Annotated in this window: 18 protein-coding genes; 15 read left to right on the forward strand and 3 right to left on the reverse strand. The window is 69.3% G+C overall.

Annotated elements, in window-relative coordinates:
• Positions 1-5 precede the first annotated feature (5 nt).
• From F6A08_RS06800 to F6A08_RS06815, 4 genes are read left to right on the forward strand one after another with little or no spacing between them, the layout of a single operon-like run.
• Positions 6-1706, forward strand: a complete 1701-nt coding sequence (locus F6A08_RS06800) for an ABC transporter ATP-binding protein (protein WP_151459128.1) — start codon at positions 6-8, stop codon at positions 1704-1706.
• 20 nt (positions 1707-1726) lie between these two features.
• On the forward strand, positions 1727-2896 hold the full coding sequence (locus F6A08_RS06805; protein ID WP_151458985.1) for a glycoside hydrolase family 1 protein: 1170 nt from the start codon (positions 1727-1729) through the stop codon (positions 2894-2896).
• Positions 2897-2945: 49 nt separating this feature from the next.
• The gene (gene metG / locus F6A08_RS06810; protein WP_151458986.1) at positions 2946-4523 is read left to right on the forward strand and encodes a methionine--tRNA ligase; all 1578 of its coding nucleotides are present in this window, start codon (positions 2946-2948) and stop codon (positions 4521-4523) included.
• Between the two features lie 3 nt (positions 4524-4526).
• Positions 4527-5402 (forward strand): TatD family hydrolase, encoded by an 876-nt coding sequence (locus tag F6A08_RS06815; RefSeq protein WP_151458987.1) that lies wholly within the window; start codon positions 4527-4529, stop codon positions 5400-5402.
• Here the strand turns inward: F6A08_RS06815 and F6A08_RS06820 are convergent.
• Positions 5384-6652: an MFS transporter gene (locus tag F6A08_RS06820; protein ID WP_225855763.1), complete on the reverse strand. Its 1269-nt coding sequence runs from the start codon at positions 6650-6652 to the stop codon at positions 5384-5386. The genes F6A08_RS06815 and F6A08_RS06820 overlap by 19 nt on opposite strands.
• 63 nt (positions 6653-6715) lie before the next feature.
• Here F6A08_RS06820 and rsmA point away from each other — a divergent pair, with 63 nt between their 5' ends.
• From rsmA to F6A08_RS06855, 7 genes are all read left to right on the forward strand, one after another.
• Positions 6716-7585, forward strand: coding sequence for a 16S rRNA (adenine(1518)-N(6)/adenine(1519)-N(6))-dimethyltransferase RsmA (rsmA, locus tag F6A08_RS06825; RefSeq protein ID WP_017202587.1), 870 nt, complete (start codon positions 6716-6718; stop codon positions 7583-7585).
• 9 nt (positions 7586-7594) lie between these two features.
• Positions 7595-8662 (forward strand): L-glyceraldehyde 3-phosphate reductase, encoded by a 1068-nt coding sequence (gene mgrA / locus F6A08_RS06830; RefSeq protein WP_124896025.1) that lies wholly within the window; start codon positions 7595-7597, stop codon positions 8660-8662.
• Between the two features lie 7 nt (positions 8663-8669).
• On the forward strand, positions 8670-9602 hold the full coding sequence (locus tag F6A08_RS06835; protein WP_017202585.1) for a 4-(cytidine 5'-diphospho)-2-C-methyl-D-erythritol kinase: 933 nt from the start codon (positions 8670-8672) through the stop codon (positions 9600-9602).
• 105 nt (positions 9603-9707) lie between these two features.
• Positions 9708-10727: a LacI family DNA-binding transcriptional regulator gene (locus F6A08_RS06840; protein ID WP_017202584.1), complete on the forward strand. Its 1020-nt coding sequence runs from the start codon at positions 9708-9710 to the stop codon at positions 10725-10727.
• A gap of 154 nt (positions 10728-10881) precedes the next feature.
• Positions 10882-12423, forward strand: coding sequence for a multiple monosaccharide ABC transporter ATP-binding protein (gene mmsA, locus F6A08_RS06845; RefSeq protein WP_017202583.1), 1542 nt, complete (start codon positions 10882-10884; stop codon positions 12421-12423).
• Positions 12420-13790: a multiple monosaccharide ABC transporter permease gene (gene mmsB / locus F6A08_RS06850; RefSeq protein ID WP_017202582.1), complete on the forward strand. Its 1371-nt coding sequence runs from the start codon at positions 12420-12422 to the stop codon at positions 13788-13790. Before mmsA ends, mmsB begins: the two co-directional genes overlap by 4 nt.
• A 58-nt stretch (positions 13791-13848) precedes the next feature.
• Positions 13849-14964 carry a substrate-binding domain-containing protein gene (locus F6A08_RS06855; protein WP_124896023.1) on the forward strand — a complete coding sequence of 372 codons (1116 nt, stop codon included), beginning with the start codon at positions 13849-13851 and terminating at the stop codon, positions 14962-14964.
• 75 nt (positions 14965-15039) lie between these two features.
• Here the strand turns inward: F6A08_RS06855 and F6A08_RS06860 are convergent, their stop codons facing one another.
• Positions 15040-16206, reverse strand: coding sequence for a Cmx/CmrA family chloramphenicol efflux MFS transporter (locus F6A08_RS06860; protein ID WP_151458988.1), 1167 nt, complete (start codon positions 16204-16206; stop codon positions 15040-15042).
• 227 nt (positions 16207-16433) lie between these two features.
• On the reverse strand, positions 16434-17756 hold the full coding sequence (locus F6A08_RS06865) for an HNH endonuclease signature motif containing protein (RefSeq protein WP_151458989.1): 1323 nt from the start codon (positions 17754-17756) through the stop codon (positions 16434-16436).
• 102 nt (positions 17757-17858) lie between these two features.
• Here F6A08_RS06865 and F6A08_RS06870 point away from each other — a divergent pair, with 102 nt between their 5' ends.
• The 4 genes from F6A08_RS06870 (at position 17859) to F6A08_RS06885 (ending at position 23486) form a co-directional block, all read left to right on the forward strand.
• A complete protein-coding gene (locus tag F6A08_RS06870) occupies positions 17859-18626 on the forward strand; it encodes an alpha/beta fold hydrolase (protein ID WP_151458990.1) in 768 nt (255 codons plus the stop codon).
• Between the two features lie 45 nt (positions 18627-18671).
• On the forward strand, positions 18672-20684 hold the full coding sequence (locus F6A08_RS17760; RefSeq protein WP_225855764.1) for an ABC-F family ATP-binding cassette domain-containing protein: 2013 nt from the start codon (positions 18672-18674) through the stop codon (positions 20682-20684).
• Positions 20685-20724: 40 nt separating this feature from the next.
• Entirely contained in the window at positions 20725-22479 is a 1755-nt protein-coding gene (locus tag F6A08_RS06880) for a Na+/H+ antiporter (protein ID WP_124896018.1), read from the forward strand.
• A 101-nt stretch (positions 22480-22580) separates the two neighbouring features.
• Complete coding sequence (locus tag F6A08_RS06885) at positions 22581-23486, forward strand: MetQ/NlpA family ABC transporter substrate-binding protein (RefSeq protein ID WP_151458991.1); 906 nt, start codon at positions 22581-22583, stop codon at positions 23484-23486.
• The last annotated feature ends 71 nt before the right edge of the window (positions 23487-23557 follow it).

Below are 23557 nucleotides of genomic sequence, written 5' to 3' on the forward strand. Positions count from 1 at the left end.
GCGCCATGGAGCACAACGACATCCTGCTCGACGTCCAGAGCCTGTCGATCGAGTACGCCTCGCCAGGGCAGCAGCCGGTGCAGGCCGTGCACGACGTGTCCTTCACGCTGCGCCGCGGCGAGTTCGTCGGGCTGGTCGGCGAGTCCGGTTCCGGCAAGTCCACGCTCGGCTTCGCGCTGACCCGGCTGCAGAAGCCGCCGGCGCGCATCAGCGGGGGTCGCATCCTGTTCGACGGCCGCGACATCCGCGAGCTCGACGCCGAGGAGCTGCGCCGTCAGCGTCAGGGCGGGTTCGCCATGGTGCTGCAGTCCGGCATGAACGCCCTCAACCCCGTCCGCACGGTCGGCAACCACTTCCGCGACATCTTCGCCGCGCACGGTCACGTCCCGAAGGAGGACCGCGAAGCCAGGGCGCGCGAGCTCGTCGGCAAGGTGGGCCTGAAGCCCGAGGTGCTGGACCGCTTCCCGGGGGAGCTCTCCGGCGGGATGCGCCAGCGCGCCTCGATCGCGCTCGCCCTGTCGCTCGAACCGCAGCTCATGGTGTTCGACGAGCCGACCACCGCGCTCGACGTGCTCGTGCAGCACGCGGTCATGGACACGATCCAGGAGCTGCAGCGCTCCGAGCACTTCACCGCGATCCTCATCAGCCATGATCTCGGCATCGTCCTCGAGGCGACCGACCGGGTGATGGTCATGCACGAGGGACGCATCGTCGAGGATGCCCCGAGCCGGGACATCCTGCATCGTCCGCAGGACGAGTACACGCGGATGCTGTTGAGCCACTACGCCGATCCGCGGGCCGAGAAGATCGAGATCCCGGGGTTCATCGACCTCGGCACCCGGCGCCGGGAGGGACGCAGCAGGACGGATGTGACCGAGACGCTGCCGACGGTGTCGCAGCGGGACGCCCGCCGTGCCGACGCCGCGATCGTGGTGGAGGGCGTCTCGAAGCGCTATCCGGCGCCGCGCCGCGGGCAGGAACCGGTCGTGGCGGTCGACGACGTGTCGTTCCGCCTGGAGCCGGGGGAGGCGCTCGCCCTCGTGGGCGCATCGGGCTCGGGCAAGTCGACCATCGCCAAGATGCTCACCGGCGTCGAGAAGCCCACCTCGGGCACCATCCGCTTCGGGGACACCGACGTGGCGACGCTCAAGCGCCGCGGCCTGCGCGACCTGCGCAAGGACGTCCAGATGGTGTTCCAGGATCCGTACGCGGCCCTGAACCCGCTGCACACCGTGGAGTACGCCCTCACCCGTCCCGTGGTGAACTACACGCGGCTGCGCGGGGCGGAGGCGCGGGCGCGCGTGCTCGAACTGCTGGAGACGGTGGGCCTCACCCCGGTCGAGCAGTTCGCGGCCAAGCTGCCGCACCAGCTCTCCGGCGGGCAGCGGCAGCGCGTCGTGATCGCCCGTGCGCTCGCGAGCGACCCGCAGGTGCTCATCGCGGACGAGCCGGTGTCGATGCTCGACGTCTCGCTCCGCGCCGGCGTGCTCGCGCTGCTGGAGGACCTGCGCGAGCGCTGGGGCATCAGCATGCTCTACATCACGCACGACCTGCTGAGCGCGCGCCTCGTCACGGAGAACATCCTCGTGCTCAACCGCGGCCGCGTCGTCGAGCGCGGCGAGACCTCGCAGGTCCTGCAGCACCCCGAGGACCCGTACACGGTCGAGCTGCTCGACGCCGTCCCCAACCCATCACGTATCCGATAGACAACGAGAGGAGCGCATCCGTGCTCGCATTCCCCGACGGTTTCCTCTGGGGCGCCGCGACCGCCGCCCACCAGGTGGAGGGCAACAACACCACCAGCAACTGGTGGGCGATGGAACACGCGCCGAACTCGACCATGGTCGAGCCCTCCGGAGACGCCGCCGATCACCTCCACCGCTACCCGGAGGACATGCGGCTGCTCGCCGAGGCCGGGCTGAACTCCTACCGGTTCTCGGTCGAGTGGGCGCGGATCGAGCCGGAGCGCGGGTTCGTCTCGCGGGCGATGCTCGACCACTACCGCCGGATGATCGACACTGCCAGGGAGAACGGGCTCGACCCGACGGTCACGCTCATGCACTTCACGGTGCCGCAGTGGTTCCAGAAGGACGGCTTCTGGCGTGCCGACGACGCGGTGGACCTGTTCTCCCGCTACGTGGAGACGGTGCTGCCGATCCTCGACGGCGTGCGCTACGTGTGCACGATCAACGAGCCGAACATCGCGGCGATGCTGGCCGGGGGAGAGGACGCGGCGAACCTCGTCGCCTTCGGCCTCCCCAACCCGGATCTGGGAGTGGCAGACACGCTGCTGCAGGCGCACCGCAGGGCGTCGGAGATCCTGCACACGGTGCCCGGCGTGCAGGCCGGCTGGACCATCGCGACCCAGGCCTTCCACTCCACGGGGGAGCCGGGCGCCGACGAGATGCTCGCGCAGTACGGCGACCCGCGCGACCACTGGTACCTGGAGCAGTCCGCCGGCGACGACTTCGTGGGTGTGCAGGCCTACACCCGCACGTTCATCGGTCCGGAGGGGCCGCTGCCGGTGTCGCCCGACGTGGAGACGACCCTCACGGGCTGGGAGTTCTTCCCCGAGGCCCTCGAGCTGGGCGTGCGCAGCGCGTGGGAGCGCAGTGGCGGCGTCCCCGTGCTCGTCACGGAGAACGGCATCGCGACGGCCGACGACACCCGCCGCATCGCCTACACGCAGGGCGCACTGGAGGGCCTGCACCGCGCCATCAGCGACGGCATCGAGGTGCGCGCGTACCAGCACTGGAGCGCGCTGGACAACTACGAGTGGGCGAGCGGGTTCCGGCCGACCTTCGGTCTCATCGGCTTCGACCACGAGACCTTCGAGCGGTTCCCGAAGCCGTCTCTCGCCTGGCTCGGCGAGGTCGCCCGCCGCAATGGGCTCTGAGGAACACGACGGCGTAACCACGGGCATGGGGGCACCTAGAATTGTCCCCATGCCCGCTGGCGACTCCTTCTACATCACCACGCCCATCTACTACCCCTCCGATGTGCCGCACATCGGCCACGGGTACACGACGGTGGCGGTCGACACGCTCGCCCGCTGGCACCGCCAGGGCGGGGACGACACGTGGATGCTCACGGGCACCGACGAGCACGGGCAGAAGATGCTGCGCGCCGCGGCGGCGAACGGCGTGACGCCGCAGGAGTGGGTCGACAAGCTCGTCAGCGAGAGCTGGTTCCCGCTGCTGAAGACGCTCGACGTCGCCAACGACGACTTCATCCGCACGACGCAGGAGCGCCACGAGACGAACGTGCAGACGTTCTTCCAGCGGCTCTACGACCGCGGCTACATCTACGCCGGCGAGTACGAGGCGCTCTACTGCGTGGGCTGCGAGGAGTTCAAGCCCGAGTCCGAGATCGTCGACGGCACGGGTCCCTTCGAGGGGCTGAAGGTCTGCGCGATCCACTCGAAGCCGCTGGAGCTGCTGCAGGAGAAGAACTACTTCTTCAAGCTCAGCGAGTTCCAGGAGCCGCTGCTCGAGCTCTACAGGACCCAGCCCGACTTCGTGCGCCCCGACTCGGCGCGCAACGAGGTCGTGTCGTTCGTGAGCCAGGGCCTCAAGGACCTGTCGATCTCGCGGTCGACGTTCGACTGGGGCATTCCGCTGCCCTGGGACGAGTCGCACGTCATCTACGTGTGGGTCGACGCCCTGCTCAACTACGCCACGGCTGTCGGCTACGGGTCCGACGAGGAGACCTTCGCTCGGCGCTGGCCCGCCTACCACGTGGTCGGCAAGGACATCCTGCGCTTCCACGCCGTGATCTGGCCCGCCCTGCTGATGGCGGCGGGGCTCGACGTGCCGAAGGGCGTGTTCGCGCACGGCTGGCTGCTCGTCGGCGGCGAGAAGATGTCGAAGTCGAAGCTCACCGGCATCGCTCCGACCGAGATCACCGACGTCTTCGGCTCGGATGCCTACCGCTTCTACTTCCTGTCCGCGATCGCGTTCGGCCAGGACGGCTCGTTCTCCTGGGAGGACCTGTCCGCCCGCTATCAGGCGGAGCTCGCGAACGGCTTCGGCAACCTCGCCTCGCGCACGACCGCGATGATCGAGAAGTACTTCGAGGGCATCGTCCCTCCCGCGGCGGACTACACCGAGAAGGACCTCGCGATCCAGAAGATCGTGGCGGACGCGGCGAAGAACGCGGATGCCGCGATCGAGCAGTTCCGCATCGACGAAGCCATCTCGGCGATCTGGACCATCGTGGACGCGCTCAACGGGTACATCACGGAGAACGAGCCGTGGGCCCTGGCCCGCGACGAGGACCAGCGCGAGCGTCTGGGCACGGTGCTGTACACCTGTGCCGAGGGTCTGCGCGCGCTCGCCGTGCTGCTGTCGCCGGTCATGCCGGAGTCGACCGAGAAGCTGTGGATCGCGCTCGGCGCGGCGGAGACGCTCGGCCGTCTGCAGGACCAGCCCATCCGCGAGGCCGGTTCCTGGGGCGTGCTGAAGCCCGGGACCAGCGTCAACGGCCTCGCGCCGCTGTTCCCCCGGGTGGAGTCCGCGGCCTGAGCGATGTCGGGTACGTATGTGCAGCGCCGCGACGGTGACGGCCGCAAGGACCTGAGGTATCCCGCCGCCCCCGAGCCGCTGACCGTCCCGGTGTACGACAACCACGCGCATCTGGAGATCATCGACGGCGAAGAGCCGCTGAGCCTCACCGATCAGCTCGACCGCGCGGAGGCCGTCGGGATCGCCGGCGTGGTGCAGGCGTCCGGCGACATCGAGTCGTCCCGCTGGGCGGTCGAGGCCGCCGCATCCGATCCGCGCGTGCTCGCCGCCGTCGCCATCCACCCGAACGACGCTCCGACCTACGCGGAGGAGGGCCGGCTCGACGAGGCCATCGCGGTCATCGACGAGCTCGCCGCGCACCCGCGCACGCGGGCGATCGGCGAGACGGGACTCGACTTCTTCCGCACCGAGCCGGAGCGCCGGGCACCGCAGTTCGCCTCGTTCGAGGCGCACATCGCGCTCGCCAAGAAGCACGGCATCGCGATGCAGATCCATGACCGCGATGCGCACGAGGCGGTGCTGGAGACGCTCGCCCGTGTCGGCGCCCCGGAGCGCACGGTGTTCCACTGCTTCTCGGGCGACGACGCGATGGCCCGCATCTGCGCCGATGCGGGGTATCACCTCTCCTTCGCGGGGAACGTGACGTTCAAGAACGCGCAGAACCTGCGCGATGCGCTCAAGGTCACCCCGCTGGACCGCATCCTCGTCGAGACGGACGCGCCGTTCCTCACCCCTGTCCCACTGCGGGGCCGCCCGAACGCGCCGTACCTCGTCCCGATCACGGTGCGCTTCATGGCGGCCGAGCTCGGCATCGAGGTCGACGAGCTGTCCGCCCAGCTCGCCGCGAACACCCTCCGGGTCTACGGCTCGTTCCGCTGAACCCCCGCGTCGGGCTCCGCCACGGGCCTCGCGCTGACGATCTGCGAGATCGGCTTCCACACCAGCAGCAGCGTGATCGCGGCGCCGCCGAACGCGAACCACCACGGCGCGGTGAGGCCCCACAGCTGCGCGATCACGCCGCCGAGCGCCTGCCCGATCACCATTCCGCCGAACACGCCCACCATGTTGACGGAGGCGACGCGACCCTGCAGCTCCGCGGGGACGAGACGCTGTCGGACGGTCGTGGAGATCGTGCCCCACACGAACGCGTAGGCGCCGAAGAAGAACATGATGATCAGCGCGACCCAGCCCGCCGTGGTGAGGGCGAAGGCGAGGTGGATGAGCACCTCCAGCGAGAGCACGATGCGCATGAGCGTCGCGAAGGAGACGTGCCGCTCCAACCAGCCGAAGCTGAGCGTCGCGAGGATGCCGCCCGCCGCCGAGGCCGTCGTGAGCGCTCCGTAGCCGACGGCTCCCATGTGCAGGTGCTCGGTGGCGTACAGCACGAGCACGCCCCAGGGGGCCGCCCACGTGACGTTGAACACGAGGATGATGATCACGAGCATCCGCACCGGCGGGTTGCGCCACAGCCACCGCAGCCCCTCGGCGATGTCCGTGTGCACCGGCGGGTGCGTCGCGGTGTCGCGCGGCGGGACCGGCGTGCGCGCCATGCGGGAGATCAGCACGACCGCGAGCGTCACGCACAGCACCTCGACGAGGAACGGCCACGCGCTCCCGGCGGCGAAGAGGAGCGCACCCAGCGGCGGGCCTGCGAACTGGTTCGCCACGAGATAGCCGGCCTGCAGACGCGCGTTCCCGATGCCGAGATCGGCCGGCTTCACGAGCATGGGCAGCAGCGTGCTCCCCGCGGTGTCGACGAACACCTCCGCGGTTCCGTACAGTAAGGCGACGGCCAGCACGATCCAGATGTTGGCCGTGCCGGTCACGAGGAAGACGCAGAGCGCGGCGAGCACGACGGCGCGCGCGGCGTTCGCGACCATGACGAGGCGGCGCCGGTCGAAGCGATCCGCGATCGCCCCCGCGTGCAGTCCGAACAGCAGCCAGGGCAGGAACTGGAGGATGGCGCCGGAGGCGACGAGGATCGGCGACGACGTCATCGACGCGATGAGCAGGGGAGCGGCGGCGAGCGCCACACCGTCGCCGACGTTGCTCGTCCACGATGACGCGAGCAGCCAGCGGAAGTCGCGGCCCATGCGGCGGGGCGCGACGAGTTCACCGAGGGAGGGCACCAGAGAAGACTACTGAGAACGGCCGACGCGGGGGACCGGTCCGGAGTAGGCGAGAATGGACGGATGACCGTCACCCTGCTCGGCGCCACCGAGATCCGCCGCCTCGCCGCCGAGCTCGACGTCACCCCGACGAAGAAGCTCGGCCAGAACTTCGTCACCGACGCGAACACCGTCCGCAAGATCGTGCAGGCCGCGCGCGTGCAGCCCGGTGAGCGCGTCGTCGAGGTCGGTCCGGGACTCGGCTCGCTCACCTTGGCGATCCTGGAGACCGGTGCCGCGGTCACGGCGGTCGAGATCGACCACCGGCTGGCCGCACGTCTGCCGCAGACCGCCGCGGAGCACGGGGTCGAGGCCGACCGCCTGACGGTCGTCGACGCGGACGCGCTGCGCATCACGGAGCTGCCGGGGGAACCGACGGTCCTCGTCGCCAACCTGCCGTACAACGTCTCGGTGCCGGTGCTGCTGCACTTCCTCGAGAACTTCGCCTACCTCAAGCGCGGCGTGGTCATGGTCCAGGCCGAGGTCGCGGAGCGGCTGGCCGCGAAGCCGGGGTCGAAGATCTACGGCTCGCCGAGCGTGAAGGCCGCCTGGTACGGGGAGTGGAAGCTCTCCGGCACGGTGTCCCGCCAGGTGTTCTGGCCGGTCCCCAACGTCGACAGCCTGCTCGTCGGCTTCGACCGCTCCGAGGGCGAGCGGGGGTCGGAGCAGGAGCGGCGTCGTACGTTCCAGATCGTCGATGCCGCCTTCAACCAGCGCCGCAAGATGCTTCGTCAGGCGCTGTCCGGGATCTTCGGCAGCTCCGCCGCGGCGACCGAGGTGCTGACCGCCGCAGGGGTGGCACCCACCGCGCGCGGGGAGGACCTCACGGTCGACGACTACCAGCGGATCGCCCGGCACGCAACGGCGATCGAGGGTTCCGGCGTCAGCGGCTAATCTGGCACCGTGACCGACTCCCCGCGCTTCCGCCCCGATGTCCCCGAGCTGCACCGTCCGTACGCCGCCGACGAAGGCCGCTACAGCGAGTTCGCCTACCGCCAGGTCGGCACGTCCGGCCTGTACCTGCCCCCGATCTCGCTCGGGCTGTGGTGGAACTTCGGCGACAACATCCCGCTCGACAACCAGCGCGCACTGCTGCGCCACGCGTTCGATCGCGGCATCACGCACTTCGACCTCGCGAACAACTACGGCCCGCCCTACGGCTCGGCCGAGAAGAACTTCGGACGCATCTTCGCGGAGGACCTGCGCCCCTACCGTGACGAGCTGATCATCTCGTCGAAGGCCGGCTGGGACATGTGGCCCGGCCCGTACGGCGACTTCGCGAGCCGCAAGTACATCCTCGCCAGCGCCGAGCAGTCGCTGACGCGGATGGGCCTCGACTACGTCGACATCTTCTACTCCCACCGCGTCGATCCGGTGACCCCGATCGCGGAGACCGTCGGCGCTCTCGACACGCTTGTGCGTCAGGGCAAGGCCCTCTACGTCGGCATCTCCTCGTACAGCGCGGAGCGCACCGCGGAGGCCGTGGCCGTCGCGAAGGACCTCGGCACGCCGCTCGTGATCCACCAGCCGGCGTACTCGATCCTGAATCGCTGGATCGAGGACGGTCTGACCGACACCCTCGAGCAGTCGGGCCTCGGCGCCATCGCCTTCACCCCGCTCGCCCAGGGCCTCCTCACGGACAAGTATCTCGGCGACGGCACGGCGGAGCGGGCGCAGAAGCGCGGCTCCCTCCCGGACGGCAAGCTCACCGACGAGGCCGTGCAGACCCTGCGCGGGCTCAACGAGGTCGCGCAGGGGCGCGGTCAGTCTCTGGCGCAGCTCGCCCTGCAGTGGACGCTGCGTAGCCCGGTCGTCGCCTCGGCGCTGATCGGCGCGTCGCGTCCGGAACAGCTCGACGAGAACATCGCGGCCGTGAACGGACCCGCCTTCACGGCGGAGGAGCTCGCCAGGATCGACGAGCTGTCCGGCGGCATCGACGTGAACCTGTGGGCGAAGTCCTCGGAGCTGTGACCCGCTCATGAGCCTCGCCGCCTCGACCGGATCCGTGCATGTGCGCGCACCAGGGAAGATCAACGTCTACCTGGGCGTGGGCGGTCGGCACGAGGACGGCTATCACTCGCTGGCGACCGTCTTCCAGGCGGTGTCGCTGTACGAGGACGTGATCGCGCGCCCCGCCGACGACTTCTCGGTGACCGTCTCCGGGGTGGAGGACAACGGCGAGGTCCCGCTCGACGACCGCAACCTCGCGATGCGCGCCGCCAAACTGCTGGCGACCGCCGTGGAGCATCGGGGCGGTGTGGCGCTCGAGATCCGCAAGAGCGTCCCGGTCGCCGGCGGCATGGGCGGGGGATCGGCGGATGCCGCGGCCGCGCTGGTCGCGTGCGATGCGCTGTGGGGCACGGGTCTGTCGCCCGCCCGGCTGCACGATCTCGCCGCCCGGCTCGGAGCGGACGTGCCGTTCGCCCTGCACGGCGGTACGGCGGTCGGCACGGGGCGCGGGGATCAGCTCAACCCGGCGCTCGCGCGCGGTCGCTTCGACTGGATCCTGGTGCCCAACGAGCGGGGACTGTCCACGCCCGTGGTGTACGAGCGTCTCGATCTGCTCCGCGAGGAGCAGGGGGCGCTCGCCGACGACCCGCCGCTGTCACTCGACGTGCCGATCCCGGTGCTGCAGGCGCTGCGGTCGGGGGACCCGATGCAGCTCGCCGACGCGTTGGAGAACGATCTGCAGGTCGCGGCCCTCCATGAGCGGCCCGACCTCGCCGAGACGATCCGGCAGGGAGTCGCGGCGGGAGCGCTGCAGGGCATCGTGTCGGGCTCCGGCCCCACGGTCGCGCTGCTCTGCGCGGACCCGGAGACGGCGCAGGACGTCCAGTCCGCACTGCGCGAGACCGGCCTGGACCCGCTGCATGTGCACGGCCCCGTGCCCGGTGCCCGCATCATCGCCTGAGGACCTTTTCCGTCATCCCGGGTGCAGCGCGCACTCCCGGAGGTGCATGCGCGCGCGGCGGCCGACATAATGAAGTGAGGATGTGACCGTGCACACGCGAGGAGGATGACGATGTCCACCGCCTCCGAACGCGCCCGTCTGCCGAGCATCCGCGACGTCGCCCGCCTGGCCGGGGTGTCGCACCAGACCGTCTCGCGTGTGCTGAACGACCACCCGAGCATCCGGCCGGAGACCAAGGCGAAGGTGCTCGACGCGATCGCGGTGCTCGACTACCGCCCCAACCTCGCGGCCCGCGCGCTGGTCACCAGCAAGTCGAACATGCTGGGCATCCTGTCCGCCACGATCGGCGAGTTCGGTCCCACGTCGTCCATCGCCGGCATCGAGGACGCCGCCCGCGAGGAGGGCTATTCCGTCTCGACGCTGAACCTGGCCGCCACGACCCCCGAGGCGATCGGCAACGCCGTGCGGCAGCTCTCCCGTGAGCAGGTGGACGGCATCGTCGTGCTCGCGCCGCAGGTCCGGGTCTTCCATGTCCTGCGCGGCATGTCGGTGGACATGCCCTTCGTGACGCTGCAGACCGCGTCCGGATCCGACGGCGTCAGCCTCTCCGCCGACCAGGTCGCCGGAGCCAAGGCGGCAACGGAGCACCTCATCTCCCTCGGCCACAGCGACATCCTGCACCTGGCGGGACCGCAGGACTGGATCGAGGCGGAATCGCGCATGCGCGGCTACCTCGACGGTCTGCGCGAGGCCGACCTGCCGACCTTCCCGCCCATCCGTGGGGACTGGACGGCCGACTTCGGCTACTTCGCCGGCAAGGAGCTCGCCCTCCGCCGCGACTTCACCGCCGTGTTCGCCGCGAACGATCTGATGGCCATCGGACTCATGCACGGCTTCCGGGACTCCGGGCTGCGGGTGCCGCATGACGTGAGCGTGATCGGCTTCGACGACATCCCCGTCGCCGCGCATGTGGCGCCGACCCTCAGCACGGTTCATCAGGACTTCCCCGAGCTGGGGCGTCGCGCCGTGCGCATCCTGCTCGCGCAGATCCGCGGGGAGCAGGTGCCGGAGTTCGGTCCGCTGCAGACGATCCTGCGTGCGCGCGAGTCGGCCGCCGCGCGCTAGCGACGCCGTCTCATCACGGTCGCGACACGAAAAGATCCCGCGGACTTGACAGAGTCCGTCCGGAAGACGACGATATATCGATGTGAACGGTCACATCGAAGGTGACCGCACGTCGCGAGGAAGATCCGTGAGCACCACAGCAACGTTGCCTACCGTGTCTGGCCCGATCCTGGAGATGCGTCGCATCACCAAGGAGTTCCCGGGTGTCAAGGCGCTCGCCGACGTCTCCATCACCGTCCGCGCCGGCGAGATCCATGCGATCTGCGGCGAGAACGGTGCGGGGAAGTCGACGCTGATGAAGGTCCTGTCCGGGGTGTACCCCTACGGGACGTATGACGGAGAGATCCTGCTGTACGGCGAGGAGCAGCGCTTCAAGGACATCGTCGCCAGCGAGCAGGCGGGGATCGCGATCATCCACCAGGAGCTCGCGCTGATCCCGGAGCTCTCGATCACCGAGAACATCTTCCTCGGAAACGAGATCCAGCACCTGGGGCGCATCGACTGGCAGGCGCAGAAGGAGCGGACGATCGAGCTGCTCGCCCGTGTGGGCCTCAGCGAGGACCCGGACGTGCAGATCAAGACCCTCGGCGTCGGAAAGCAGCAGCTGATCGAGATCGCGAAGGCGCTCAACAAGGACGTCCGGCTCCTCATCCTCGATGAGCCGACCGCGGCCCTCAACGAGAACGACTCGCAGCACCTGCTCGACCTGATCCTCGGACTCAAGGCCAAGGGCATCGCGTCGATCATGATCAGCCACAAGCTCAACGAGATCGAGCAGATCGCCGACGAGATCACGATCATCCGCGACGGCCGCACGGTCGAGACGCTCGACATCTCGCGCGGTGAGATCAACGAGGACCGCATCATCCGCGGCATGGTCGGTCGCTCCCTCGAGAGCCGCTACCCGGATCGCACGCCCGAGATCGGCGAGGTGTTCTTCGAGGTCAAGGACTGGTGGGTGCAGCATCCGACCGTGCCCGAGCGCATGGTCGTCAAGGGATCGAGCATCAACGTCCGACGCGGCGAGGTCGTCGGCATCGCCGGTCTCATGGGCGCCGGGCGCACCGAGTTCGCGATGAGCATCTTCGGTCGGTCGTACGGCACGTTCCTCTCCGGCACCATGATCAAGGACGGCCAGGAGGTCGCCCTGCACGATGTCTCCGCGGCGATCAAGCACGGTCTCGCCTACGTGAGCGAGGACCGCAAGGTGCTGGGGCTCAACCTGCTCGACACGATCAAGCGCTCGATCGTGGCGGCGAAGCTGTCGAAGATCGCCAAGCGCGGCGTGGTCGACTCCCGCGAGGAGTTCGCGGTCGCGGAGGCGTACCGCAAGACGCTGCGCATCAAGACCCCGTCGGTCGAAGAGGGCGTCGGCAAGCTGTCCGGCGGCAACCAGCAGAAGGTCGTGCTGGCGAAGTGGATGTTCACCGACCCCGACCTGCTGATCCTCGACGAACCGACCCGCGGCATCGACGTGGGCGCCAAGTACGAGATCTACGCGATCATCAACGAGCTCGCCGCGCAGGGCAAGGGCGTCATCGTCATCTCCAGCGAACTGCCCGAGCTGCTCGGCATCTCCGACCGCATCTACACCGTCTTCGAAGGTCGGGTCACCGACTGCATCCCGGCCGACCAGGCGACACCCGAGGACCTCATGCGCAGCATGACCTCCGCGACCCAGAAAGCATCCGCATGACCACCGACACCACGACCGCGAAGCGCGGCTTCCACTTCAAGGACATCACGAAGATGTTCGGGGGAGGGCAGTCGACCCTCCGTCAGTTCGGCATCCTCGGCAGCCTCGTCGTGATCCTGGTCGTGTTCCAGGTGCTGACCTGGATCGTCAAGGGCACCGGCCTGACGCTCTCCTCGGGCAACCTGATCAACGTCGTCAACCAGTACTCCTACATCCTGATCCTCGCGATCGGCATGGTGATGGTCATCATCATGGGACACATCGACCTCTCGGTCGGCTCGGTCGCCGCGTTCACCGGCATCGTGGTCGCGAAGGCCATGGCCGACTGGAACCTCCCCTGGCCGCTCGGCGTGCTGCTCGGCCTGGGCGTCGGCGTGCTCGTGGGTGCCTGGCAGGGGTTCTGGGTCGCCTACGTCGGGGTGCCCGCGTTCATCGTGACCCTCGCGGGCATGCTGTTCTTCCGCGGGGCGAACCAGTGGGTCGGCGACTCGCAGTCCGTCCCCGTGCCCGAGGGCTTCAAGGTGATCGGCGCCGGTTACCTGCCGGAGATCGCCCTGCCGCTGCCGTTCAACATCCCGACCATGCTGCTGGCGCTCGCCGGTGCCGCGTGGATCGTGTTCTGGGAGATCCGCACCCGCCGCATCCAGCGCCGCATGGGCGCCGACATGGCGCCGCTGTGGGTGAGCGTGACGAAGGTCGTGCTGATCTCGGCCGTCATCCTCGTCGCCGGATGGCTCTTCGCCACGGGACGCGAGGGCACGAGCTTCCCGATCTCGGGCGTCATCCTCCTCGCCCTCGTCATCCTGTACTCGTTCATCACGAACAACACCGTCTTCGGCCGCCACATCTACGCGGTCGGCGGCAACCGCCAGGCCGCGCGCCTGTCGGGTGTGAAGGACCGCTGGGTCGACTTCTTCGTGATGATGAACATGTCCGTGCTCGCCTCGCTCGCCGGCATGATCTACGTCGCCCGCGCCACGGCATCCGGACCGCAGGACGGCAACGGCTGGGAGCTCGACGCGATCGCCTCCGTCTTCATCGGTGGCGCGGCCGTCTCCGGCGGCATCGGCACGGTGATCGGATCGATCATCGGTGGTCTCGTGATGGCGTTCCTGAACAACGGTCTCGCACTGCTCGGCGCCGGAGCCGACGTGGTGTCGATGATCAAGGGTCTCGTGCTGCTGTTCGCGGTCGGTGTCGACGTCTGGAACAAGCAGCAGGGCCGCCCCTCGATCATCGGATTCCTCACCCGCCGCCTCGGTCGCAAGCAGGATCCGGCGACCGACACGTTCGACCCGACCAAGGCGAACTATCCCACCAGTCAGAAGTACGAAGCCCCCGCCGTCGAAGAGACGCGCGGAAAGTAGGGGTCGAGCCGCGCACCGCACACGCGTCGAGACTTCACACACCAGAGAAAGAGATCACATGAAGAAGATCCTTCTGTCGGCGACAGCGCTTGTCGTCGCGGGCGCCTTCGCCCTCACCGGCTGCTCCTCGGAGCGCGGCGGTGACACCGGCTCGGGATCGGGGGACGAGGCCAAGGGCTTCGCCGCCGACGCGACGATCGGTGTCGCCCTCCCGGACAAGACCTCGGAGAACTGGGTCCTGGCCGGTCAGCTGTTCACCGACGGTCTCGAGGAGGCCGGCTTCAAGGCGGACGTGCAGTACGCCCCGGCCAGCAACACCGTCGCCGAGCAGCAGAACCAGATCCAGGCCATGGTCACCGGTGGCGCCAAGGTCATCATCATCGGTGCCAAGGACGGCAAGCAGCTGACCACGCAGGTCGAGGCCGCCCGTGACGCCGGCGTCGCGGTCATCGCGTACGACCGCCTGATCGAGAACACCGACGCCGTGGACTACTACGTCGCCTTCGACAACTTCGAGGTCGGCAAGCTCCAGGGCCAGGCGCTGCTCGACGGTCTCGCCGAGCGCGCAGGCCACGAGGCGCCGTACAACGTCGAGCTGTTCTCGGGCTCGCCCGACGACGCCAACTCGGCCGTGTTCTTCAACGGGGCGATGGAGGTGCTGCAGCCGAAGATCGACGACGGCACGCTGAAGGTCGTCTCCGGCCAGACCGAGATCTCTCAGACGGCGACCGAGGGCTGGAAGCCGGAGAACGCCCAGCGTCGCATGGACTCGATCCTCACGTCCAGCTACGGCTCGGAGACGCTCGACGGCGTCCTGTCCCCGAACGACACGCTCGCTCGCGCCATCATCACCTCGGCGCAGCAGGCCGGAAAGCCCGTGCCGGTCGTCACCGGTCAGGACTCCGAGGTCGAGTCCGTGAAGTCGATCATGGAGGGCGTCCAGTACTCCACGATCAACAAGGACACCGCGCTGCTCGTGGAGCAGGCCATCAAGATGGTCGGCCAGCTCCAGAAGGGCGAGGAGGTCGACGTCAACGACGAGGACCAGTACGACAACGGCAAGAAGGTCGTCCCGGCCTACCTGCTGCCCCCGGTCATCGTGACCAAGGAGAACGCGGCCGAGGCCTACGCCAACGTCCCGAGCCTTCTCGAGATCGTGAAGTCGTACCAGTAACAGTCGCAGCATCGCGCGGCACAGCGCCGCTCTGACGGACGAGCCGTCCGGACCCTCGGGTCCGGACGGCTCGTCTCATGCTGTCGGCGCGAGCGTGCGTCGGAACACCAGCAGCAGCAGGAGCGCGCTCGCCGTGAGCGCGGCGGCGACGCTGAACGGCGCGAGGGGCCCCGCCCCGTCGGCGAGCGCGAGAGCTCCGAGCACCGGACCGAGGGCGGCGCCGGTGTTCAGTGCCGCCGTGGCGTAGGAGCCGCCCATCGTCGGGGCACCGGAGGCGGCGTACAGCACGCGTGCGATGACGGTGCTGCCGACGCCGAAGGACAGGACGCCCTGCACGAAGACCGACGCCAGCAGCGCGACGGGGTGCGACGCGACGGCGCTCGCTACGATCCAGCTCGCGAGCAGCAGCGGGCCGCCGACCGCGAGCACCACCCCCGGCCGACGGTCGGAGAGGCGGCCGGCGACCGTGACGCCGAGGAAGGATCCGGCGCCGAACAGGACCAGCGCCCCTGAGACCCACGCCTCGCCGAGCCCGGCGACCCCGGTCACGACCGGAGCGAGGAAGGTGAAGGCCGCGAACGTTCCTCCGTTGATGAGCGCCCCGACCACCATCGTGAGGAGGAGGCGCGGCGTCGCCAGGATCCGCAACTCCGCCCCGAGCGGCGGGGACGCGGTGCCCGTGTGGCCGGCGTCGCTGCGGTCGTGCGAGATGCCCCGCGCGAGGCCGAGAAGCGCGAGGACGCCCAGCGCGGCGATCGCCCAGAACGTCGCCCGCCAGCCCATCGCCGTGCCGAGCAGCGCTCCGGCCGGAACCCCGGCGACGGTCGCGACGGTCGTTCCGGAGAGCAGGATCGACAGGGCGCGTCCCTTCCGGTCGGACGGCACCAGCGCCGTGGCTGTGGTCAGGGCGACCGCGAGGAAGCCGGCGTTCGCCACGGCGCTGACCACCCGTGTGAGGAGGAGCACATCGAAGGACGGCGTGATCGCGCCGATCACGTGCGCCACCGCGAACACGAGCAGGCAGAGGATCAGGGTCAGCCGCGGCGGCCAACGGCGTGCGAACGCCGCCATGGCGGGTGCGCCGACGATCATGCCGACGGCGAGGGCCGAGGTGAGCAGCCCGGCGGCGCCGAGCGTGACGTCGAGCTCGGCCGAGATGGCGGGGAGGAGTCCCGCGAGCATGAATTCCGAGGTGCCCATGACGAAGACCGCCAGGGCGAGCAGATAGAGGGTGTGAGGCATCGAGTACTCCGAGGTGAAGGATCAAGAAGGGGTCTTCTCGTCACCACGGCCAGTGCCCGGATTCGCCGAGCAGGCTCCCGCTCGGACGGCGGGAGGCGCGACTAGTGGTTCACGGGGTTGGCGGTGGGACCGGCAACCCCTGCTCTGTCTGACTCGGGACTCGACATGACGCCACTCTATCCGGGACCGCGCGGGGCGTCGGCGGCGGGTGCGGGCGTCGGCGGGGCTCAGAACGGAGAGGGCTCGGAATCAGTGAAGACGACCGTGTTCGGGGGCGGCGGGTGGTCGATGTACACGCGTCCGGTCGGACTCGTCCACTCCAGCACTCCGCCCTTCCGCTGCGTGACGTGCCAGGGGGAGTGGTGCTTGAGCATGTGGTGCCTGCGACAGAACGTGGACAGATTCGTGTGGACGGTCGGGCCGCCGGTCGCCGCGTCGTGGTTGTGATCGAGGTCGCACTTCCGCGCCGCGATCCCGCACCCGGGGAAGCGGCAGTGTTGATCTCGGGCTCGGAGGTGCCGACGCAGTTCTTCGCTGGGGCGGTAGCGGTCGACCGCGAGCACCGCTCCGCTGATCGGATGCGTGAGCAGCCGGTTCCATCCGGACGCGGCGCAGGCGAAGCGGCGTGCCGTCTCGGCGTCCATCGGTGCCACTCCGTCGAGTTCAGCGGGCGTTTCCGTACCGGCCGCACCGTCGTCGGTCATGAGGGCGAACGCGGGAACCGTGATCTCGATCCGCGCCTGGATCGCTCCGAGCAGGCCGTCTGCCGTGTCGTGCCCGCTGGGCGATCCGGTGAGCACCAGGTCGGCCAGCAGGTCAGCCCGCAGCTGATCGATCGTCCGCTCATCGCGCGGCGCGGCATCGGCGCCGCCGTCGCGTGCGGCAGCCTTCGCGCGCTGCGTGTTCTCCTTCTGCACTGCGTGGGCCATCTGCGACAGGCGATCGTACATGCCGTGCACCAGAGCCGCCGGACCGCGCATACGGAGATCGGCCATCCCGTCGTCGAGTTCCGTGATCCAGACGCGGCGCTGTCGGCGGGCGGTTCGATGGCGTTCGGTGATCGTCCGCTCCTGGAACCGTTCCGCGAGGCGACGGACGAGCCGCCGGAGTCGATTGGGCGACTCGCTCTCGGCCAGGGCGATCGCTTCGGCGGCGAAACGCTCGCGGTCGGTCTTGTCGTCCAGGTGCGCGCCGGCGTCGACGATCAGGCGCGAGTGGGCGGCGCTGATGCGCCCCTGTCCCTGCGCCGCCCACACGGCGGGGAAGCGATCGACCAGCCAGGATGCATCGGACATCCGCCGCTCGATCGTCCGGTCGCTGACCCGTTGCGCGGCCCCGATCTCGGCGGCCACCGAGCGGATCGCCATGTCGCCCCCATCGGGGTCACGCGCGTCGCGGGCGATCTCGACGGCCAGCCGCCCGGCCATGGCGAGGAGGCCGTCGCGCGCCGCCTGCATGCTGCTCAGAGTCTTCTCGGCAGCTTCGAGCCCGGCGACCAGATCGGCGAGCATCGCCATCTGGGAGTCGGTCGCGTCGAGCAGTGCTGTCATGACCACAGTCCATCACCGACCACCGACATTCGAACAAAGATTCGAGAGAGTCTGGCCGAAAGTCCGATCACGAAACGATAACGGCCATGGTTGACTGGCCCGGTGCTCCTGAACGTCATCGAAGCCGGGGAGGGCGACCGCGTCGCCGTGCTGCTGCACGGGATGATGGGATCCGCCGAGAGCTGGCACCGTGTGGTCCCGTTGCTCGTCGAACGCGGATTCCGCGTCCTCGCGCTCGATCTGCCGGGGCATGGGCTGTCGGCCCGCGATCCGGGGCTCACGATCGAGACGGCGGCGGACGCTGTCGTCGAGACGCTGGCACAGGCGCTGCCGTCGGCACTCCCTCCCGCGAGCACGACCTCCCTCGACCGCTGCAACCGCCTGGCCGTCGCCCTCGGCCACTCCTTCGGCGCGACCGTGCTCGCCGCCGCGGCGCCGCGCCTCGATCCCGGTCTCGCGGTCTACGTCGATGCGGCGCTCACCCTGCAGGGCGGCCACGACCGTGCGGACCTCATCGCCCAGTACGAGCACGATCGCCGCGCCCGGATGTCGCCGACCGAGCTCCGACGGCTGCGGCCCTTCTACTCGGTCCAGGACGCCGCCGTGGAGGCCAGGGCCGCCGAGCGCTTCGACCCTGCGACCGCCGCCTCCGTGTCGTGCGGTGCGGACGGCCACTGGACGGCCGCGCCGGGCTCGATCGTGGTGCGCGCCGAGCCCAGCGCCTGGGTCGCCGACGAGGACGCCCGCCGGTTCGAGCACGACGGAGTGACGGTGCGCAGCATCCCCGGCGCGGCCCACACCGTCTGGTACAGCCACTTCGAGGTCTTCACCGCGGCGCTGCCCGAGCTGTTCGCCCCGTCGCTCGTCTGAGCTCGCGCCGCCGGCCTGACCCGGCGCGACTACCCTGGGAGGGATATGGCACATCTTCTCGGGGCAGAGGCCCTCCATCTCGAATATCCGACCAGGGTCGTCTTCGATTCCGTGACCCTCGGCATCGAAGAGGGGGACCGCATCGGCATCGTCGGCCGCAACGGCGACGGCAAGTCGAGCCTCCTCGGCATGCTGGCCGGGACGAAGCAGCCGGACTCCGGACGGGTCACCGTCCGCGGCGGCACCCGCATCGGCGTGCTCGACCAGGCCGACAACCTCCCCGACGACCTCACCATCGGCGCCGCCGTGGTCGGGGACACGCCCGAATACGAGTGGGCCGGCGACGCGCGCGTCCGCGACGTCATCGACGGTCTCCTCGCCGATCTGCCCTGGGATGCGGAGATCGGCTCGCTCAGCGGCGGTCAGCGTCGCCGGGTCTCGCTCGCGAAGCTCCTCACCGGCGACTGGGACGTCATCGCCCTCGACGAGCCCACCAACCACCTGGACGTCGAGGCCGTCACCTGGCTGGCCGGACACCTCAAGAAGCGCTGGTCGCCGAACGCGGGAGCTCTCCTGGTCGTGACACACGACCGCTGGTTCCTCGACGAGATCTGCACCGAGACCTGGGAGGTGCACGACCGCATCGTCGAGCCTTTCGAGGGCGGCTACGCGGCATACATCCTGCAGCGCGTCGAGCGCGACCGGATGGCTGCGGCGACCGAGGCGAAGCGGCAGAACCTCGCCAAGAAGGAACTCGCCTGGCTCCGCCGCGGCGCCCCGGCCCGCACCGCCAAGCCCAAGTTCCGCATCGACGCCGCCAACGAGCTCATCGCCGACGTGCCCGAGATCCGCGACAAGGTCTCGCTGCAGTCGCTCGCGGTCTCGCGCCTCGGCAAGGACGTCGTCGATCTGCTGGACGTCAGCGTGACGTACCCTTCGACAAGCTCAGGGACCCAGGGAGGCTCAGGGACCCAGGGAGGCTCAGGGACCCAGGGAGGCTCAGGGACCCAGGGAGGCTCAGGGGCCCAGGGAGGCTCAGGGGCCCAGGGAGGCTCAGGGGCCCAGGGAGGCTCAGGGATCCAGGGAGGGTCAGGGGCCCAGGGAGGCTCAGGGACCGGGGGAGGCGGGCGCGGCGAGAAGACCGTGCTGAAGGACGTCGAATGGCGCATCGCCCCCGGGGAGCGCACGGGCATCCTCGGCGTCAACGGCGCCGGCAAGTCCACCCTCCTCGGCCTCATCGCGGGCACCGTCGAACCCACCGCCGGGCGCGTCAAGCGGGGGAAGACCGTGCAGGTGCGGACCCTCACCCAGCGCCTCGACGAGCTCGAGCAGCACTGGAACGACCCGGTGCGCGTGGTCATCTCGGGACTGCGCACGTCGTACACGCTCGGCGCGGGTTCCAAGGCGCAGGATCTGACCCCCGGCCAGCTGCTGGAACGACTGGGCTTCTCGTCCGCACAGCTCTCGACGCCCGTCAAGGACCTCTCCGGTGGTCAGCAGCGACGCCTGCAGCTGCTGCTCGTGCTGCTCGACCAGCCGAACGTGCTCATCCTCGACGAGCCGACCAACGACATGGACACCGACATGCTCGCAGCGATCGAGGATCTCCTCGACGACTGGTCGGGCACCCTGCTGGTCGTGAGTCACGACCGCTACTTCCTGGAGCGCGTCACCGACCAGCAGTTCGCCATCCTCGACGGTCACCTGCGGCATCTGCCCGGCGGCATCGACGAGTACCTGCGACTCCGTCATCTCCAGGAGACCTCGACCACCAAGCAGAGCGCGACGGCCGCCGCCACCGCGAACAACGCCGCCGCGGCGACCGCGAAGGGGCTCGACGGTGCGGCGCTGCGCACGGCGCAAAAAGAGGCGGCGGCGCTCGAGCGGCGTATCCAGAAACTGAGCCAGCAGGTGGATCAGGCCAAGCGGGCCCTCGCCGATCACGACCAGGCCGACTACGCCGGTCTCGGCGAGAAGATGAAGGCGATCGCCGCGCAGGAGTCGGAGATCGAGGAGCTGGAGCTGCGCTGGTTCGAACTCACCGAGGAGATCGGCTGACGGAGGAATATCCTTCTCCTACCGCTGTTGGGAGGTAGAGATGGAAGGCCTCGAAGTAACAGTCCTGCTCGGACTCACGATCCTCGTCGGAACCCTGATCGCCCCGCGCGTGCGTCTCGCGCTGCCCCTCGTCCTCGTCATCTTCGGGCTGCTCCTCGGCTTCGTGCCGCAGCTGCGCGAGGTCCAGCTGCCCCCGGAGACGGTCCTGCTGCTGTTCCTCCCCGTGATGCTCTTCTGGGAGAGCCTGACCACATCGCTGCGGTCGATCCGCCGTGACTTCCGATACATCCTCCCGATGAGCACGGTGCTGGTGGTCGCCTCCGCGTTCGCGGTCGCCGGCATCGGAGTGCTCTTCGGCATGCCATGGGAGATCGCGCTCATCCTCGGCGCGGCGGTCGCCCCGCCGGACGCCACGGCCGTCGCTGCACTGGGTCGTCTGCTGCCGCGGCGCATGTTCATGAAGCTCAAGGCCGAGAGCCTGACCAACGACGGCACGGCGCTCGTCCTGTACGCCATCGCGGTGTCGCTCGCGCTCGGCGGCCAGATCACCCCGCTGTCGGTGACGGTCGACGTGCTGATCTCGTATGTCGGCGGGGTCGCCGCCGGCGTCGTCGTCGCGGCGCTCGGATACCTCCTCCTGCGTCGGGTCTCGTCGACGATCGTGATCAATGTGACCCTGCTGCTGATCCCGTTCACGGCCTTCCTGCTCGCCGAGATCGTGCACGCGTCCGGCGTGCTGGCCGTGGTCGTGGCCGGTCTCATCGTCGCGTGGTTCGCCCCGCGCGTGACCACGGCCTCCTCTCGCAGGCAGGCCGATGCCGCCTGGCCGTTCGGGGTGTTCCTGCTCAACGGGGCTCTGTTCGTGCTCATCGGCCTCGAGGTGCAGTACGTCGTCCACGAGATCTCGGCCGCGGCGATCGGTCGTCTCGTGCTGATCACGCTCGCCGTGTGGGCGACGCTGCTCGTCGTCCGGTATGTGTTCCAGCTCATGAACACGCCGTTCCAGCGTCGACCCGAGGTGCGGCCGGCGCCCGGTGCGCGAGCCAGGGCGCGGGCAGTCTCCACGATCGCCGGGATGAGGGGAGCCGTCTCCCTCGCGATCGCCCTGTCCGTGCCCGCCTCCCTGTCGGAGGGCGGCGGAGTCGGTGGACGCGACGAGATCGTCTTCGTGACGGCGGGCGTCATCCTGCTCAGCCTGCTCGTTCAGGCCCCCTTCCTCCCTGCGCTCGTACGGTGGGCACGCTTCCCCGCCGACCACGCCGAAGCCGAGGAGTACGAGCTCGCCGAGCGGGCGATCTCCGGTGCGGCGCTGGCCGCCCTCGACGACCTCGCAGCCGAGCACGGCATCGGACAGGAGGTCCGCGACCGGGTGCGCGCCGAGGGCTATCAGAACCTGGAATTCGCGAACGCCCGCACTCTCGCCCGTGAGCAGGCTCTCGTGGACGCCGAGGCCGACGCGCTCGACGAGATGCTCGGCCAGCCGGACCCCATCGGGATCGGCGGCGGAGACGGCGGCGATGCGGACGGCGGTGTCTCCGTGTCGACGGACGATTCCGCAGACGGCACCGTGCTGCAGATGATCGCGACCTCGGAGGACGTGGACCTCGCACAGCGTTCGCCTCTCATCCGGCACGAGGAGCACACGCGGCTCAAGCTCGCGCTCATCGACCGCAAGCGCGAAGTGCTGCTCGGCTTGCGAGGCTCGGGGACCGTCGACGACATCGTGGTCCGGAGGATCTCCGCCCGGCTCGATCTCGAGCAGGTGCGCCTGCAGGGCATCGAGGACTACGACTAGCAGGAATCGGACGGCTGTGACGCCGTGTGACGACGCGATTCCGCGCGGACGGTCGAGCCTGCCTAACGTATTCGAGTCCCCCAAGAGAGGAACTCCTACACATGTCACGCCGCACCACCTCCGTTCTCGCCGCGCTCGCCGCGGTCCCGCTTTTCGTCGCCCTCGCCGGGTGCGCCACCTCGACCGACGCCGGCTCCGGCGACGGCGGTTCCGGGAACGAGACCGTCAAGATCGGTGTCGTCGGGAAGGGCGACGCGCAGTGGGCGCCCTTCGTCGAGGCGGCCGCGGAGGAGGGCATCACGGTCGAGCTCGTCGACTTCGGCTCCTATGAGCAGCCGAACCCGGCGCTGACCGAGGGCGAGATCGACCTCAACCAGTTCCAGCACATCGTCTACCTCGCGGAGTACAACAACGCCTCGGGTTCCGACCTCACGCCCATCGGATCGACCGCCATCTACCCGCTCGGCCTGTACTCGACGAAGTACGACGACGTCGACGACATCAAGAAGGGCGACACGGTCGCCGTGCCGGACGACGCCTCGAACCAGGCGCGCGCGCTCAACGTCCTGCAGCAGGCGGGCCTCCTCGAGCTCAAGAGCGGCGGCACGCCGTACTCCGATCTCGCCGACATCGATGCGGACAAGTCGAAGGTGAAGGTGACCGCACTCGAGGGCGCTCTCATCCCGACCTCGCTCCCGGATGTCGCGGCCGCGATCATCAACAACGATTTCGTCGAGGATGCAGGGCTGACCTTCGACGACGCGATCGCGCAGGACGACCCGGAAGACCCGAACGCCCTCCCGTACGTGAACATCTTCGCTGCGCGCGCCGAGGATGCCGACAACGAGACGTACCTCAAGCTGGTCGAGATCTTCCAGACGAACGAAGACGTGCAGGCCGGTCTGATGGAGTCGTCGGGCGACACGGCCGTGCCGCTGCAGACCCCGGTGGAGGACCTCGTCGCCTCGCTGGAGAAGGTCCAGAAGGACGCCGACGCCGAGAAGTAGACGACAGAGGGGTGAACCCCACCCCCTGTCCGATGAGGGAGAATCGGGTGGCGCGTCCCGCGCCGCCCGAT

Source organism: Microbacterium algeriense (assembly GCF_008868005.1).
GTDB classification, from domain to species: domain Bacteria; phylum Actinomycetota; class Actinomycetes; order Actinomycetales; family Microbacteriaceae; genus Microbacterium; species Microbacterium algeriense.

Excerpts from the sequence above, each read along its gene's own strand:
- F6A08_RS06800 (WP_151459128.1), top strand. The coding sequence starts at position 6 with ATGGAGCACAACGACATCCTGCTCGACGTCCAGAGCCTGTCGATCGAG.
- metG (WP_151458986.1), top strand. The coding sequence starts at position 2,946 with ATGCCCGCTGGCGACTCCTTCTACATCACCACGCCCATCTACTACCCC.
- F6A08_RS06815 (WP_151458987.1), top strand. The coding sequence starts at position 4,527 with ATGTCGGGTACGTATGTGCAGCGCCGCGACGGTGACGGCCGCAAGGAC.
- rsmA (WP_017202587.1), top strand. The coding sequence starts at position 6,716 with ATGACCGTCACCCTGCTCGGCGCCACCGAGATCCGCCGCCTCGCCGCC.
- F6A08_RS06835 (WP_017202585.1), top strand. The coding sequence starts at position 8,670 with ATGAGCCTCGCCGCCTCGACCGGATCCGTGCATGTGCGCGCACCAGGG.
- F6A08_RS06840 (WP_017202584.1), top strand. The coding sequence starts at position 9,708 with ATGACGATGTCCACCGCCTCCGAACGCGCCCGTCTGCCGAGCATCCGC.
- mmsB (WP_017202582.1), top strand. The coding sequence starts at position 12,420 with ATGACCACCGACACCACGACCGCGAAGCGCGGCTTCCACTTCAAGGAC.
- F6A08_RS06855 (WP_124896023.1), top strand. The coding sequence starts at position 13,849 with ATGAAGAAGATCCTTCTGTCGGCGACAGCGCTTGTCGTCGCGGGCGCC.
- F6A08_RS06860 (WP_151458988.1), bottom strand. The coding sequence starts at position 16,206 with ATGCCTCACACCCTCTATCTGCTCGCCCTGGCGGTCTTCGTCATGGGC.
- F6A08_RS06865 (WP_151458989.1), bottom strand. The coding sequence starts at position 17,756 with ATGACAGCACTGCTCGACGCGACCGACTCCCAGATGGCGATGCTCGCC.
- F6A08_RS17760 (WP_225855764.1), top strand. The coding sequence starts at position 18,672 with ATGGCACATCTTCTCGGGGCAGAGGCCCTCCATCTCGAATATCCGACC.
- F6A08_RS06880 (WP_124896018.1), top strand. The coding sequence starts at position 20,725 with ATGGAAGGCCTCGAAGTAACAGTCCTGCTCGGACTCACGATCCTCGTC.
- F6A08_RS06885 (WP_151458991.1), top strand. The coding sequence starts at position 22,581 with ATGTCACGCCGCACCACCTCCGTTCTCGCCGCGCTCGCCGCGGTCCCG.